Annotated in this window: 15 protein-coding genes and 1 pseudogene; 14 read left to right on the top strand and 2 right to left on the bottom strand. The window is 45.1% G+C overall.

What is annotated here, in order from left to right:
• The first annotated feature begins 72 nt into the window (after positions 1-72).
• The 7 genes from rsxC to D1151_RS07960 all read left to right on the top strand — a co-directional run bounded on the left by rsxC (position 73) and on the right by D1151_RS07960 (position 6,073).
• Positions 73-1,389, top strand: a complete 1,317-nt coding sequence (gene rsxC, locus D1151_RS07990; protein ID WP_160202550.1) for an electron transport complex subunit RsxC — start codon at positions 73-75, stop codon at positions 1,387-1,389.
• Positions 1,389-2,378 (top strand): RnfABCDGE type electron transport complex subunit D, encoded by a 990-nt coding sequence (locus tag D1151_RS07985; RefSeq protein WP_161908544.1) that lies wholly within the window; start codon positions 1,389-1,391, stop codon positions 2,376-2,378. The genes rsxC and D1151_RS07985 overlap by 1 nt, the downstream gene beginning before the upstream one ends.
• Positions 2,368-2,949 carry an FMN-binding protein gene (locus D1151_RS07980; RefSeq protein ID WP_161908543.1) on the top strand — a complete coding sequence of 194 codons (582 nt, stop codon included), beginning with the start codon at positions 2,368-2,370 and terminating at the stop codon, positions 2,947-2,949. Before D1151_RS07985 ends, D1151_RS07980 begins: the two co-directional genes overlap by 11 nt.
• A complete protein-coding gene (rsxE, locus tag D1151_RS07975) occupies positions 2,949-3,656 on the top strand; it encodes an electron transport complex subunit RsxE (protein ID WP_160202553.1) in 708 nt (235 codons plus the stop codon). Before D1151_RS07980 ends, rsxE begins: the two co-directional genes overlap by 1 nt.
• The gene (locus D1151_RS07970) at positions 3,650-4,228 is read left to right on the top strand and encodes an electron transport complex protein RnfA (protein ID WP_160202554.1); all 579 of its coding nucleotides are present in this window, start codon (positions 3,650-3,652) and stop codon (positions 4,226-4,228) included. The genes rsxE and D1151_RS07970 overlap by 7 nt, the downstream gene beginning before the upstream one ends.
• Positions 4,229-4,245: 17 nt before the next feature.
• Positions 4,246-5,085: an RnfABCDGE type electron transport complex subunit B gene (locus D1151_RS07965; protein ID WP_160202555.1), complete on the top strand. Its 840-nt coding sequence runs from the start codon at positions 4,246-4,248 to the stop codon at positions 5,083-5,085.
• Between the two features lie 205 nt (positions 5,086-5,290).
• Positions 5,291-6,073: a hypothetical protein gene (locus D1151_RS07960; RefSeq protein WP_160202556.1), complete on the top strand. Its 783-nt coding sequence runs from the start codon at positions 5,291-5,293 to the stop codon at positions 6,071-6,073.
• A 296-nt stretch (positions 6,074-6,369) separates the two neighbouring features.
• Here the strand turns inward: D1151_RS07960 and D1151_RS07955 are convergent, their stop codons facing one another.
• Positions 6,370-7,170: an IclR family transcriptional regulator gene (locus D1151_RS07955; protein ID WP_161908542.1), complete on the bottom strand. Its 801-nt coding sequence runs from the start codon at positions 7,168-7,170 to the stop codon at positions 6,370-6,372.
• Positions 7,171-7,373: 203 nt separating this feature from the next.
• Between D1151_RS07955 and D1151_RS07950 the strand changes: the two genes are divergently transcribed.
• The 7 genes from D1151_RS07950 (at position 7,374) to D1151_RS07920 (ending at position 14,027) form a co-directional block, all read left to right on the top strand.
• On the top strand, positions 7,374-7,793 hold the full coding sequence (locus D1151_RS07950; protein ID WP_161908541.1) for an ABC transporter substrate-binding protein: 420 nt from the start codon (positions 7,374-7,376) through the stop codon (positions 7,791-7,793).
• Complete coding sequence (locus D1151_RS07945; RefSeq protein WP_161908629.1) at positions 7,774-8,907, top strand: ABC transporter substrate-binding protein; 1,134 nt, start codon at positions 7,774-7,776, stop codon at positions 8,905-8,907. Before D1151_RS07950 ends, D1151_RS07945 begins: the two co-directional genes overlap by 20 nt.
• A 101-nt stretch (positions 8,908-9,008) precedes the next feature.
• The gene (locus D1151_RS07940) at positions 9,009-9,941 is read left to right on the top strand and encodes an ABC transporter permease (RefSeq protein WP_161908540.1); all 933 of its coding nucleotides are present in this window, start codon (positions 9,009-9,011) and stop codon (positions 9,939-9,941) included.
• Positions 9,942-9,946: 5 nt separating this feature from the next.
• Positions 9,947-10,822: an ABC transporter permease gene (locus D1151_RS07935; RefSeq protein WP_330588316.1), complete on the top strand. Its 876-nt coding sequence runs from the start codon at positions 9,947-9,949 to the stop codon at positions 10,820-10,822.
• A 3-nt stretch (positions 10,823-10,825) separates the two neighbouring features.
• The gene (locus D1151_RS07930; RefSeq protein WP_334296738.1) at positions 10,826-11,824 is read left to right on the top strand and encodes an ABC transporter ATP-binding protein; all 999 of its coding nucleotides are present in this window, start codon (positions 10,826-10,828) and stop codon (positions 11,822-11,824) included.
• Complete coding sequence (locus D1151_RS07925) at positions 11,817-12,788, top strand: ABC transporter ATP-binding protein (RefSeq protein WP_161908538.1); 972 nt, start codon at positions 11,817-11,819, stop codon at positions 12,786-12,788. Before D1151_RS07930 ends, D1151_RS07925 begins: the two co-directional genes overlap by 8 nt.
• Positions 12,789-14,027 (top strand): aminopeptidase, encoded by a 1,239-nt coding sequence (locus D1151_RS07920; protein ID WP_161908537.1) that lies wholly within the window; start codon positions 12,789-12,791, stop codon positions 14,025-14,027.
• Between the two features lie 204 nt (positions 14,028-14,231).
• Here the strand turns inward: D1151_RS07920 and D1151_RS07915 are convergent.
• A pseudogene (locus D1151_RS07915) lies at positions 14,232-14,452 on the bottom strand (transposase); the annotation flags it as partial.

Below are 14,452 nucleotides of genomic sequence, written 5' to 3'. Positions count from 1 at the left end.
GCGAAACGTTGTAGTATAATGTACCATGTATGATTATAAGGAAGCTATTTTTAGAAAGGAAGGTTTCAAATTATGAGCGCAAATGCAAAGCATTTACACAGCATTGACGCCGGTCACTATAAGAACACTGCCGGCTGTGAAACCGAAGTTATGCCGATTCCTGACATTGTGAAGATTTCAATGTCTCAGCACATCGGCGCACCTTGTAAACCCTTGGTAGCCAAGGGAGATGCAGTCAAGGTGGGACAACTTATCGGTGATACGGATGCTTTCGTAAGTGCACCTATCCATTCCAGCGTGTCCGGAACCGTAGTGGGTATCGAGACCCAGCGTTCGGCCGTTGGCGGGAATGACACGTTAGTTGTAATTGAGACTGACAAAAAACAAGAAATGAGTGAGGACATTAAAGTTCCTGAAGTAGATGATTTGGCAGGATTTGTAAAAGCAGTCAGAGCAAGCGGCCTTGTAGGTCTTGGCGGCGCCTCTTTCCCGACTCACATCAAGTACAATCCAAAGAATATTGACGATGTACATACTTTAATTCTGAATGCGGCAGAGTGCGAACCGTTTATCACTTCTGACCACAGAGGTATGTTAGAAGATACGCAAGATATCATCGACGGTATGAAGCTGATCATGAAGTACCTGAATCTGGACGAAGCTTATGTAGGTATTGAGTCCAACAAGCCTGATGCAATTGCAAAACTCGACCAGATGTTTGCAGAGCAGGGGCTTTCCAACATGCACACCTTCACTCTTCAGGACAGATATCCAAAGGGTGCAGAACGTGTACTGGTATACGAAATTACAGGCAAAGAAATGAAAGCGGGCGTTCTGCCGGCTGACCTTGGAATTATTCTTTCCAATGTTACATCTGTTGCCTTTGTCGGACAGTATTTCAGAACTGGCGTGCCTCTCATCAACAAGAGAATGACTATTGACGGCGATGCAGTAGCGCAGCCGAAAAATATCATCGCGCCAATCGGCACACAGATTCACGATGTAATCGAATTTTGTGGCGGATATAAATCTGAGCCGAAGAAGATTATCATGGGCGGACCGATGATGGGAAGAGCTATTTTCTCCGACGAAATGCCAATCGTGAAGAATAACAATGCAATCTTGGCATTCTCCAAAGAAAAGTCATATATTCCGGAGGAAACCGCTTGTATCAATTGCGGCAGATGCCATAAGGCATGTCCGTTCAATCTTCTGCCAACTGCTTTAGCAGAAGCTTACGAGCGCAGAGATGCACAGAGACTTTCAGATCTTCAGGTAATGCAGTGCATGGAATGCGGAAGTTGTTCCTATGTATGTCCTGCGAGAAGACCTCTGGGCTTCATGAATAAGCTTGGAAAAGGCGTTGTAAAGGAGGCTGGAATTAAATAATGGATAAGACATACTATAATAATCTGGCAGTATCCTCCGCACCGCATTTAGTGAGCAAGATGGATACAAGCAAAACCATGCTGATGGTAATCCTTGCTTTAGTGCCTTCGTTTTTGGTAAGTATCTACGTATTTGGCATGCGTGTAATCCTGTTAACTCTGGTTTGCGTAGTTGCCAGCGTAGGCTTTGAATGGCTCTACAACAAAGCCATGAAAAAGAGACAGACTGCGGGAGACTTATCTGCCGCTCTGACGGGCGTTCTGATTGCATTCAACGTGCCTTCAAACTTCCCGTACTGGATGGAAATCATTGGATGCTTTGTTGCAATTATCATCGTAAAACAGCTTTACGGCGGTATTGGCAGAAACATCGTAAACCCTGCTATCACAGCAAGAATTGTGCTGTTCATTTCCTTTGCAACAGAAATGACCACATGGCCGACTCCAAGAATGGCGGAAGCAGATGCAGTAACTAGTGCAACGCCGCTTGGCGTGCTTGCGGAAGGCAGTGCTGCCGATCTTCCGTCCAACGCTGAAATGTTCCTCGGATTCATCGGTGGTTCTATGGGCGAAGTTTCCGCATTGGCGCTGCTGGCTGGCGGGCTGTTCCTGATTTGGAAAAAAGTCATCAGTCCAATTATTCCGGCATGCTTTATCGGTACTGTATTTGTTATCGCATTCCTGTACTACAGCTTTTCAGGGGATGTGGATGCAAGTGCCCTGGACATGGCAATTTTCCATGTTTGCGCAGGCGGCGTAATGCTGGGTGCGTTCTTCATGGCAACTGATTATGTGACTTCCCCGATTATGTCTCTGGGTAAAGTCATCATGGGCGTTGGCTGCGGTATCATCACCATGGTTGTAAGACTTTGGGGTGCATATCCGGAAGGCGTATCCTTCTCCATCTTACTGATGAATATTATGACGCCGCTGATTGATCAGCTGTGCATCAAATTAACATATGGAGGTGCAAAGAAAAATGAAAAATAACAATACTTTCAAAGAATATGTTGCACCTATCGTTGTTTTAGTAGCGATTTGTTTAGTAATCACTGCAGCTCTTGCTGCAACTTACGGTGTTGCGAAGCCAATCATCGATAAGAATGCAATTGAATCTGCAAACGAGGCAAGAGCAGAGCTTCTGCCGGCAGCAGATTCTTTCACTGCCTATGACGGCGAGTTGGCTGTTGCGGATCCTGACAAGGTATATGCAACGGAGTGCTACATCGCAGACAATGGAAGTGGTATGGTGATTACTGTAAATACTAAGTCCTTCGGCGGCGTGCTGACTGAGATGATTGGCATTGATGCGGACGGCAGGATTACCGGCGTTAAGGTAACTGCCCACGCGGATACACCGGGTCTTGGAACCAAAGCCCACGATCACGATGGACATCTGTATCAGTATGAAGGAAAATCTTCTGATGAGATTACTTCCACATCTGCAAAAGATGAAGCTGCCATCAATCACATTTCCGGCGCGACTATTTCTTCTAATGCGGTACACTATGGCGTATACTGCGCATTAGAACAGTATAAGATTGTAGGAGGTGCTAAATAATGGAAAAGAAACCAAGCAAGTTAAGCATCCTTACCAAAGGTATCATTAAGGAAAACCCTGTACTTGTATTGCTGCTGGGTACTTGTCCGACACTGGCAACTACTTCTTCTGCAATTAACGGTATCGGAATGGGCGTATCTGCTATGGCGGTACTGATTTGTTCCAATATCGTAATCTCTATTCTTCGAAATATCATTCCTGACAAAGTTCGTATCCCGTGCTACATTGTAGTAATTGCAGGATTTGTAACGGTTGTTCAGTTATTGCTGCAGGCATTTGTACCTTCCCTGTACGCTTCACTGGGTCTGTTTATTCCATTGATTGTAGTAAACTGTATCATTTTGGGAAGAGCAGAAATGTTTGCAAGCAAAAATAATCCGTTTGACTCCGCACTGGACGGTATCGGTATGGGTATTGGATTTACCCTGGCGCTGGGCGTTATGGGTCTGATTAGAGAATTCTTCGGTTCAGGTACACTGTTCGGACAGGAAGTTCTGACGAATATCGTTCCAGGCATGGGAATTTTCAATCTGGCTCCGGGCGGATTCTTCGTATTCGGTGTGCTCATTGCCGCTGTAAACTACTTTACAAAGGGCAAGGCGCTGAAGAAGAAAGAATTTGGCTGTGAAGGTTGCGCTATGGCTGCAATGTGCGGCGGCGCAAGAAAAGAAAAAGATTGTCAGAAAGGAGCTGAAGAAGTATGTTAGAAGCAATTACTATCATCATGAGTATGATTCTTGTAAACAACTATGTATTGGCGCAGTTCCTTGGTATTTGTCCATTCCTGGGCGTATCCAAAAAACTGGATTCCGCGGTAGGTATGGGTATCGCCGTTATCTTTGTAATGGTGCTTGCGACAATCGCGACCTGGCCAATTCAGCAGGTTTTAAACAAATTTGATATTGGATATTTGCAGACTGTAGTCTTCATCCTGGTTATCGCTGCGCTGGTACAGCTGGTTGAAATGATGCTGAAGAAATTCATCCCATCCCTGCACAAGGCGCTGGGCGTATTCCTTCCGTTAATTACCACCAACTGCGCGGTACTGGGTGTCTGCATCAACAATATCGATTCCGGTTACGGATACTTACTGTCCATCTGCAACGCATTCGGCGCCGGCGTAGGTTTCTTATTGGCAATGATTCTCTTTGCCGGTGTCAGAAGCAAGCTGGAAAACGAAGATGGCGTGCCGATGGCATTCAGAGGTGTTCCTCTTACATTAATTACTGCTGCTATGCTGTCCCTGGGCTTCATGGGCTTCAGCGGACTGTTCCAGTAAGATAGGAGGCGAATGAAATGTTAACACCAGTTTTAATTGTAGTTGCGATTGGTCTTGTCTGCGCAGTCATTCTGACCATCGCTTCCAAAGTGTTCTTCGTACCTGTTGATGAAACGTTTGCACTGCTTCGTGCGGAACTTCCGGGCGCCAACTGCGGTGCCTGCGGATATAACGGTTGCGACGATTATGCCAATGCTCTGGCTGAGGATCATTCACTCAGCTGTTCCATGTGCCCTGTAGGCGGCGCAGATGTTGCCGCAAAGCTTGCGGAAGTGTTGGGCGTTGAAGCAGGTTCTGCTGACAAACAGGTGGCAGTTGTGATGTGCAACGGTACTAAGGATGCAGCAAAGACCATCATGGAATATACAGGTGTACAGACCTGTTCTGCTGCAAAGCAGTTTTTCGGCGGACTTTCCGCTTGCCCTTATGGCTGTATCGGTCTTGGGGACTGTGCTGCAGCATGCGACTTTGACGCGATTCACGTGTGCGACGGCGTAGCGGTTGTCAACAGAGATAACTGCGTAGCTTGCGGCGCATGTGCAAAGGTTTGCCCGAACTCCGTTATCAAAATTCAGAGCGCTAAGAACCTGGTTGTGGTTCAGTGCAAATCTGAAGCAAAAGGCGCAGATACCAGAAAGGCCTGCACTAACGGATGTATCGGCTGCAAGAAGTGCGAAAAGACTTGTAAGTTCGAGGCAATCACAGTGGAAAACAACGTGGCAAGAATCGACCCTGACAAGTGCAAGAACTGCGGACTTTGCGCAAAAGAATGTCCGACAGGCGCAATCAACAATATGCGCGTAAAGAAAGCGCCGGCAAAATCAGCTGAACCGAAAGCAGAAAAGCCGGAGGCTTAAAAAAGATTTTAATTTGCGACCTCGCCCTGTGGCGAGGTCGTTTTTCAAAAGAGATGAGATGCTTAGGGACATCAGCATTCAGGATTTCAGGTGCGTTTTCATCAAGCGTCAGCGATGAAATAATGGTTGGCTTTTTGAAATAATTGTGTATAATTTATTTACAAATATGGAATTAAATGTAACTAATAGGATCGAAAGGGGACCGATGAAAAGCAGTAAAGACTATGTCCAGTGGGAATTAGAAAATCAGAAGAAATTGTGTAGTGAATACCGAAAGGCATTAAAAGGTCTGCCTGAGGGCAGAATGTTTATGTCAAATCGTGGTGATAAACAGTACTATTATGATGCCGAGAGCCATGACTATATCGGTAGAGTTGACAATAAAGAAGTAGCTGGCAAGCAGCAGCGTTATTTTCTGGAGAAATCTATTTCGATTATGGAGAATAACATCAAAGCCGCCGATAAATATCTGAAAAATTTTAAGGACTACATGCCGGAAGCTGTGATGGACAGCCTTCCAGGAGCATATAAGTTTTCCACTTTAGAAGGACTTCCTAAAATAGTAGCTTTTGCAGATGGGGAAAACTGGGGCAATCAGCATTATGATAGAAGTATGAAATATCCGGAACACTTGATTCATAAAACGATGAAAGGCGATATGGTTCGCTCGAAATCAGAACTGATTGTGGCGGATATTCTATATCAAAGAAGAATTCCATACCACTACGAGGAGCCGATGCTCCTTGGAGGTAAGGAAATCGTTCCTGATTTTAAAATTGCAGTACGAAGCGAGAATCGTTTTAAATATTTGGAGCATTGCGGCATGTTGGGTGATCCGGGTTATTGTAATAGTTTGGTCTGGAAAATGCAGCAGTATATGCGCTATGGATATGTGCCATGGAAAGACGTGATATTTACCTTTGATAACATGGACGGCAGTATAGACACCATGACAATTAACAGAATCATTGATTTCTTTTTCGTTTAGATGGCGGGGAAACAGTGGGTTATGCATATCTCCAGAAAAACAACATAAAATATGCACAAATCTTCTAGAGACTGTGCATATTTTTTATGGTTTTTCTTCTCATATGCATTTTCAACGATAAAAAAGCGTGAAATGGCGTGATAACTGATGGGTTGCAGTGCGATGCGTGCATAAATAATACAATAATCCCGAAAATATGCAGACTGGTGTGCATATTTTCGGGATTTTCTTTAAAAATATGTATTTTGTTGCGGCAACAGCCTCCATGTAAGGGTCGGCGCTAAGCTGCCTGCACCTTAATACGGACACACACACTTAGTTTTTATCAGAACATCGCTAATTTCACGGGCGGTATCTTTTAGCTGAAGGATAATCGCATCGACATTCTTTGTGAAAAGACGAGATTTTGGTGCAGTAATGCCAATATTGGCATTGATTTGTCCAGTATGATTGAAGAGAGGCACGCTGAGACAGAATAGACCGTATTCGTTTTCCTCGTCATCACAAGAAAAGCCGTTTTTTAAGATTTTAGCCTGCTCTTTTTTAAAGTCGTCGTAAGTGATAATGGTGTTATGTGTCAGTTTTTTCAAATGTGCATTTGAAAAGTACTCTGTTAGCTGTTCATCGCTCCAGGATGACAGAAACAGTTTTCCGGCAGAACAACAGTTTAGCGTAGGAAATGGAAGAAGATTGGAAGTCAGTGCTGATTCTTCTCCCCGGCAGGAAGCCAGCGACAGGCAATGCTCCTGAAAGAGCACAGTTAGACCTGCACTCTCACCGATAGAAGCGGAGAGTGATTGCAAAAAGGGCTGTGCGATAGAGGGGATAGAAAGCCGGGTCTTTACTGCTTCACTGTAATAAATAAACTTCAGTCCAAGACGGTAGTGGTCTGTCGGAGCTACCTTTTCAATCAGTCTATACTTCTCCAAAGATTGTAGGATTCTATGTAAAGTTGCTTTCGGAAGATTGAGTTTCTTTTGGATATCGATAAAAGTACCTTCTTCCTCAAAAATACAATCGATGACACTGAGCGTTTTATCAATGGAGTTAGAGAATTCCTTGTTCTTTGTGTCAGACGTAATAAGTGGTTGTTTCAAGTCCTTCACCTCAATTAATTTCTAATGGTTATACAGTGTTCATTGTAACAAGGAAACCGAGAGATGTCAAATCTGTCACGAACAAAATAAATATACGAAAATATAAATAAAAATTCACAAAAAGATATTGACAAATTTCTGAAAATGGTTTACTATTATAAAAAAGAAAAATGGAACCGAGTTCCAAAACAGGAGGAACAACTATGAAAGCAAGAACAAAAAAAGGAATTGCTCTTCTGCTGATTGCTGTGTTAGCATTGGCTTCTCTGACCGGCTGCGGCGGTGGCGGAGACGATGCTGAAGCAAGAACCGATTTAAACTGGGCATTATCAGCAGAACCGAACTCTTTGGATCCTATGGCAATCGCTATGATGAGCACATTTACCGTTACATATGCAATCTATGATAATTTGGTAGAGGCAAACGAAAACGGTGAATACGTGGAATCTCTGGCAGAGAGCTACGAGATTTCCGACGATGAGATGGAATACACTTTCAAACTCCGTCAGGGTGTAAAGTTCCACAACGGAACAGAAATGACTGCTGACGATGTAGTATATATACTCCATCAACAGAACCATCGAAAAAGGCTGGGCGGCAGACATGACCGCGGCAATCGATAAGGTTGAAAAAGTAGATGACTACACCGTTAAGTTAATCTTAAAAGAGCCTTTCGGCGCTATGATCGGAAGCCTTGCTTCCCCTTACTTCTCCATCATGAGCAAAGCTTATGCTGAAGAAAACGGCGAAGATGCAGTAGAAAGAGCTCCGATGGGAACCGGCGCTTACAAATTCGTTGAATGGGTAAACGGCGACCACATCACTGTAGAAGCAAATGAAGAATACTTCGGCGGCGCACCTGTAATTAAGACAGTAACTTTCAAACCGATCACTGATAAGAACACTGGCCTTGTTGCTCTGCAGGCAGGTGAAACTGACGCATTCTTAAACGTGAACAACTCCGATATCTCCGTAGTACAGGATGATGAAAATCTGGCATTCTACAGCACTGACCTTGCTGCTGTGCTGTCTTTGAACATGAATATCGAAGCAAAACCGCTGGACGATGTAAAAGTAAGACAGGCTATCAACTATGCAATTAACAGAGAAAACATCATTAAAGGTGCTCTGGAAGGAAACGGAACCGTTGCAAACAGTTCCATTTCTCCAACTTGTGATGGATACTCCGATAAAGTAGCAGGCTACACTTATGATTTGGACAAGGCTAAAGCACTTCTGAAGGAAGCAGGTCAGGAAAATCTGAAGCTGACTATCAAGATTAAAGAAGACGCTAAGATTCAGAAGGTTGCGCAGGTAATTCAGGCAGACCTGAAAGAAGCCGGCGTTGAAGTAGAAATCGACATCATGGAAGCCGGCGCGTATACCACTGACGTATACTCCGAAGGCGACTACGAAATGACAATTTCTTCATGGTGTGCAATGTTCACTGACGCGTACTCCCTGCTGTACAGCCAGTTCCACAAAGACTGCTACGGCGGAACCGGCAACATCACCCACGTTGTCAGCGATGAACTTTCCGGTAAACTGGAAAATGCAGCAAGACTGACAGGCGATGAAAAGCAGGCAGCTTACGAAGATGTTGCACAGGATATCAGCGATCAGGCATACGTTGCTTCTCTGGTATTCGAACCAACCACAATCACCACAAATGCAAATCTGAAGGGCGTTGCAGCAGACGCACTGGGCATTTACAAGATTAAGAGAATGTCCTGGTAATCAAAGCAGACTTTGCAGTTAGCAAGACTGCTATAATGACAAAGAGAGGGTATTCACAGTGAAATGGGGATACCCTCATATTTTCGAAGAGAGGACAGATTATGGGAAAGTACATTTTACAACGTCTGGGCATGATGGTGGTTGTTGTGCTGGGAATCTCCTTTATCGTATTTACCATCATGAATTTGACACCGGGAAATCCGGCGCAACTGATTCTGGGACAGAGTGCTTCACCGGAGCAGGTTGCGAAACTGGAAGCGGAACTGGGCTTAAACGAGCCGTTTTTCGTGCGTTATTTTGACTATATTACAGATATGTTTCAGGGAGAATTCGGAAACTCCTATCAGACGAAACTTCCAGTATTTGAAGAAATTTTGAGTCGTTTTCCGACCACGCTGACCTTGGCTGCTGTTGCAATGTTTTTTGCTACGCTGATCGGGGTGCCGGTAGGCGTTATTTCCGCAGTGCGTCAGTATTCCTTCGTGGATGCAGTCAGCACAGTGGCAGCACTCATCTTCGCATCGATTCCTTCTTTTGTATTGGGACTGGTATTGATGCTGGTATTTGCATTGAATTTACACTGGCTTCCAGCTACAGGCCTTCAGGATATTTCCGGCTACATTTTGCCGGCGGTCACCCTTTCTACAGGAACCATGGCAACCCTTGTGCGAATGACTCGTTCGACTATGCTGGAAGTGCTGAAACAGGACTATATCCGTACTGCAAGAGCAAAGGGTGCAGAGGAAAAGAGCGTTATTTTAAAGCACTCCCTGCGCAACGCGCTTCTTCCGATTATCACCGTAATCGGTGTAGACTTCGGGTACTTGCTGGCAGGTACTGTAGTAATTGAATCCGTATTTGCAATTTCTGGAATCGGATCCCTTCTGATTACCAGTATTCGTATGAAAGATACGCCGGTCGTTATGGCGGCAATCATGTTTGTTACCATCGCATACAGCCTGGTAAACTTACTTGTAGATATCATCTACGCTTATATCGACCCTCGTATCAAATCGCAGTATGAAAGGGCGTGATTACCGTGAAGAAACAAGAAAATGAAATGAAAGCACGCAGTCAGTTTACGGCAATCATGATGAGACTGCGCAAAAATAAACTTGCCATGCTGGGACTTGCAATTCTGCTTTTCATGGCGGCGCTGGCGCTTTGCGCAGACTTTATCGCTGACTATGACACCCAGGTAGTTGGGCAGGATATGGACGCAAGACTGGAAGGACCGTCGGCTGACCACTGGTTCGGTACAGACCAGTTCGGCAGAGACGTTTTCGCCCGTATTATTCACGGCGCGAGAATTTCCCTGACCTTAAGTATTATCGCTATGGCTATTGCAGTTGCAATCGGCGCTATTATCGGTGCAATCGCCGGTTATTTCGGCGGCTTCCGTGATAATATTCTCATGCGTCTGATGGATATTCTGCTGGCAATCCCGCCGATGCTGATGTCCATTTCCATCGTTGCGGCGTTGGGGCAGAGCATGTCTAACCTTTTGATCGCCCTGTCCATCGCATACATACCGGTATTTGCCAGAGTTATTCGTTCTTCGATTCTGTCCATCAAGGATCAGGAATTTATTGAAGCTTCACGTTGCTGCGGCAGTAACGACTGGCATATTATCATAAAGCATATCATTCCAAACGCAATCGGCCCGATTATCGTACAGGCAACCCTAGCAATGGGCGCAACCATTCTGATTATCGCGTCCTTGAGCTTTATGGGTCTGGGCGTAAAACCGCCTGCGTCGGAATGGGGTACAATGCTTTATGAAGGCAGAGATTTCCTGCGTCAGGCTCCGTATCTAGTACTGATTCCGGGTACTGCAATCACCCTTGCGGTAATTTCCCTGAATCTTTTAGGCGACGGACTTCGTGACGCATTGGATCCGAGAATGAAAAACTAGGAGGTGGCTGTTTTGAGCGAAAAAATATTGAGCATTGATCATATCTCGGCGGAATATCGCACAGACGACGGCGTATCCTCCGTATTAAACGATATCAGTTTTTCCCTGAACAAAGGGGAAACTCTAGGTCTTGTTGGTGAAACCGGTGCGGGAAAAACCACGACAGCTCTGGCAACCATGAGACTTTTGCCGAAGCACACAGGCTTTATCACCGGCGGAGAAATTCAGTTTGAGGGAAGCGGCAACCTGCTGGAACGCACAGAAGCAGAAATGCGTGCCATCAGAGGACACCGCATCTCCATGATTTTCCAGGATCCGATGACTAGTCTGAACCCGGTACTTCGTATCGGTGATCAGATTAAAGAATCCTTTAAGATTCATATGCCGGAGCTTTCCGACGAAGAGATGGAAAAGAAAGTGGATAACATGCTGGAAATGGTTGGTATTCCTGCCAGCAGAAAGAGAGAGTATCCGCATCAGTTTTCCGGTGGTATGAAGCAGCGTGTAGTAATCGCAATCGCCCTGTCTTTGGAACCGGAGCTGCTTATTGCCGATGAGCCAACTACTGCCCTTGATGTTACCATTCAGGCGCAGGTGCTGCATATGATGCGTCAACTGAAGAAAAACCTGGGAACTTCCATGATTCTCATCACCCACGATCTTGGTATCGTATCTCAAAACTGCGACAAGGTTGCAGTGATGTATGCGGGAACTATCGTAGAGTCGGGAACGGCAGAGGAAATTTTCCTGAGCGAGTCACACCATCCGTACACCGTTGGACTTTTCGGTTCCATCCCTGATATGAAAAAACAGACGAAGCGACTTTCACCGATTGATGGTCTGATGCCTGATCCGATGGAACTGCCGACAGGCTGTGTATTTCATCCGAGATGCCCAAAGTGCATGGAAAAGTGTAGAACTGAAGTGCCAAAGGCAGTAAATGTGGATGGCGAGCATGTCATCAGATGTCATTTGTTCGAGGAGGTGGAAAGCCATGAGTAATACACCGAAGATTGAGGTAAAACACTTAAAGAAATATTTCAAAACGCCTTCCGGCTTGCTTCACGCAGTAGATGATGTGAGCTTTTCCATCGAAAAAGGACATACCCTTGGCGTTGTAGGCGAATCCGGCTGTGGAAAAACCACTTTGGGAAGAACTGTACTTCGTCTCGTAGAACCGACTGACGGCGAAATTTACTTCGACGGAGAGAAGATTACGGACTTTAATAAAGCGAAGATGAAACAGCTGAGAAAGAAGATGCAGCTGATTTTCCAGGATCCGTATGCGTCATTGAATCCGAGACTTTCCGTGTCGGAAATCATCCGAGAACCGATGGAAGTGGGGAAAATGTTCAAAACGAAAGCGGAAGTACACCGCAGAGTAAAAGAACTGATGGATGTAGTAGGTCTGGCACCGCGTCTGATTAACGCTTATCCTCACGAGCTGGACGGCGGAAGAAGACAAAGAATCGGTATCGCAAGAGCGCTGGCGACAGATCCTGAATTTATCGTCTGCGACGAGCCGGTATCTGCACTGGACGTATCTATTCAGGCGCAGATTTTGAACCTGATGATGGATTTGCAGGAAGAGCGAGAACTTGCTTATATGTTCATCACCCATGACATGAGTGTAGTAAAGCATATTTCCACGGAAATTGCGGTTATGTATCTGGGGCAGTGCGTTGAGCTGGCAGAGACAGGGGAACTTTTCAGAAACCCGAAGCATCCGTACACGCAGGCGCTGCTTTCGGCAATACCTGAAATTGACATTACAAAGAAAGACACAGAACCGGAACTTTTGCGCGGTGAGGTTACATCGCCGATTAACCCGGCAGAGTACTGCAGATTCTATCCAAGATGCAAATATGCTTGTGAGGCTTGTAAAAACGAGAACTATAAACTGGTGGAAATATCCGATAACCATTATAGTGCTTGTATCATGAACCAAAAGGAGCACATAGATTAGATGGAAAATAAAGAACGATTATTAGAAAATTATGCGGAGCTGATTTTGAAGAGGGGAGTAGGTCTTCGTGCGGGGCAGATTCTGGTGGTAGAAGAAACATCAGTAACTGCCATTGAATTTCTTCGCATTTTAGCGAAGAAAGCGTACGAGCTGGGCGCAAAAGATGTGGTAATTCATTTTACCGACCAGCAGCTGACCAAAATTCGTCTGGAGCATGCGAAAATGGAGACCCTGTCCGAAGTACCGGACTGGTGGGTCGAAGCAAGAACGTCTTATGCTGAAAAGGACGCATGCTTTTTACGCCTGAACAACGACGCGCCGGACGGACTGCGCGACGTAGAAGATGTAAGACTCGCAACATGGAAGAATGCTACATCGGCGACTTTGAAGGATTTGAGCTTCCTGAAAAAGGACAACCGTGTGAAGTGGAGTGCTTCCGCAATCCCGGGAGAAGAATGGGCAATGAAAGTTTTCCCGGATAAAACAAAAGAAGATGCAATGGATGCTTTATGGGAAGCGATTCTCAAATGCTGTTATGTGACAGAGGAAAGCGGTGTTGATGGTTGGGATAAGCACATCAATGAAATGCTTGAGAACGTGAAAAAAATCAATAATCTGGGGGTTCGCGGGCTTCACCTGCGCAATGGTCTTGGCACAGATCTTACGATAGAATTGTGTGATGACACAGTGTTCGTAGGCGGTATCTGCCACTGTCCGGAACCGGATGGAGAGCTGTTCGCACCGAATATTCCGTCGGAGGAAATTCTTTCCACGCCTCATAAATATAAGGTTAACGGCGTAGTGTACAGTTCCATGCCGTTTGTCCATGCGGGCAATATCATCGACGGCATGCGTCTTGTATTTAAGGATGGCAAGGTTGTAGAGTACAGTGCAGAGGTGGGAGAAGACGTTTTAGCCGGCATTTTAGAAGATGAAAGTGCGCGTTATCTGGGCGAAATCGCCCTGGTTCCATTTGATTCACCGATTAACCAGATGGGGATTTTGTTCTATAATACCCTTTTTGATGAAAATGCTTCCTGTCATTTGGCGCTGGGAGCAGGTTATTCAGATATGATTTTAGGCGAAGACCGCAGCATGGAGGCACTGGAGAGGAAAGGTCTGAATATTTCAGCTCTCCACGTGGATTTTATGTTCGGCACAGAGGATCTGGCGTGCATCGCAACTTGTGAAGACGGCAGCCAGGCTGAAATTTTCCGAGATGGGAAATTCTGTATCTAAATGGAAATCTGTTCATAAGGCAAGACTGAAGAGCCCAGGTTTATAGATGCCAATGGCATTAAGTTAAGGGATTTAAAGATAAGTTAGTATTGTTCGCGATATTAACTTCTCTTTTCTTTCCCTTTGATTCAAGCTGATAAATTGTTTTTTGTAGATTTAAAAACACAACAAATAGACAAGAGCGTTCCCTTGTCAAAAAAATACTGTATATTTCAAATCTCTAAATGAAGTTTCAATTCCCCATCGCATGCCATACAGTTGTTTCAGAGTATCCGCAGGGAATTCCTCAGTATCCGGCAGCTCCAAGCCATGCAGAATACCGGATGAATATTGATTAAAATCTTTCACCCGTATTAGATAAAACCATCCTTTTTCTTGGATATGAGCCATGTTGTTATATGCCTCATATCCTCTGTCTGCAATCA

Origin of the sequence: Emergencia sp. 1XD21-10, assembly GCF_009936045.1 — a bacterium.
Taxonomy (GTDB): domain Bacteria; phylum Bacillota; class Clostridia; order Peptostreptococcales; family Anaerovoracaceae; genus Senimuribacter; species Senimuribacter intestinalis.
Note: the sequence above shows the minus strand (reverse complement) of the source record. Positions and strands in the feature narration are given on the sequence as shown.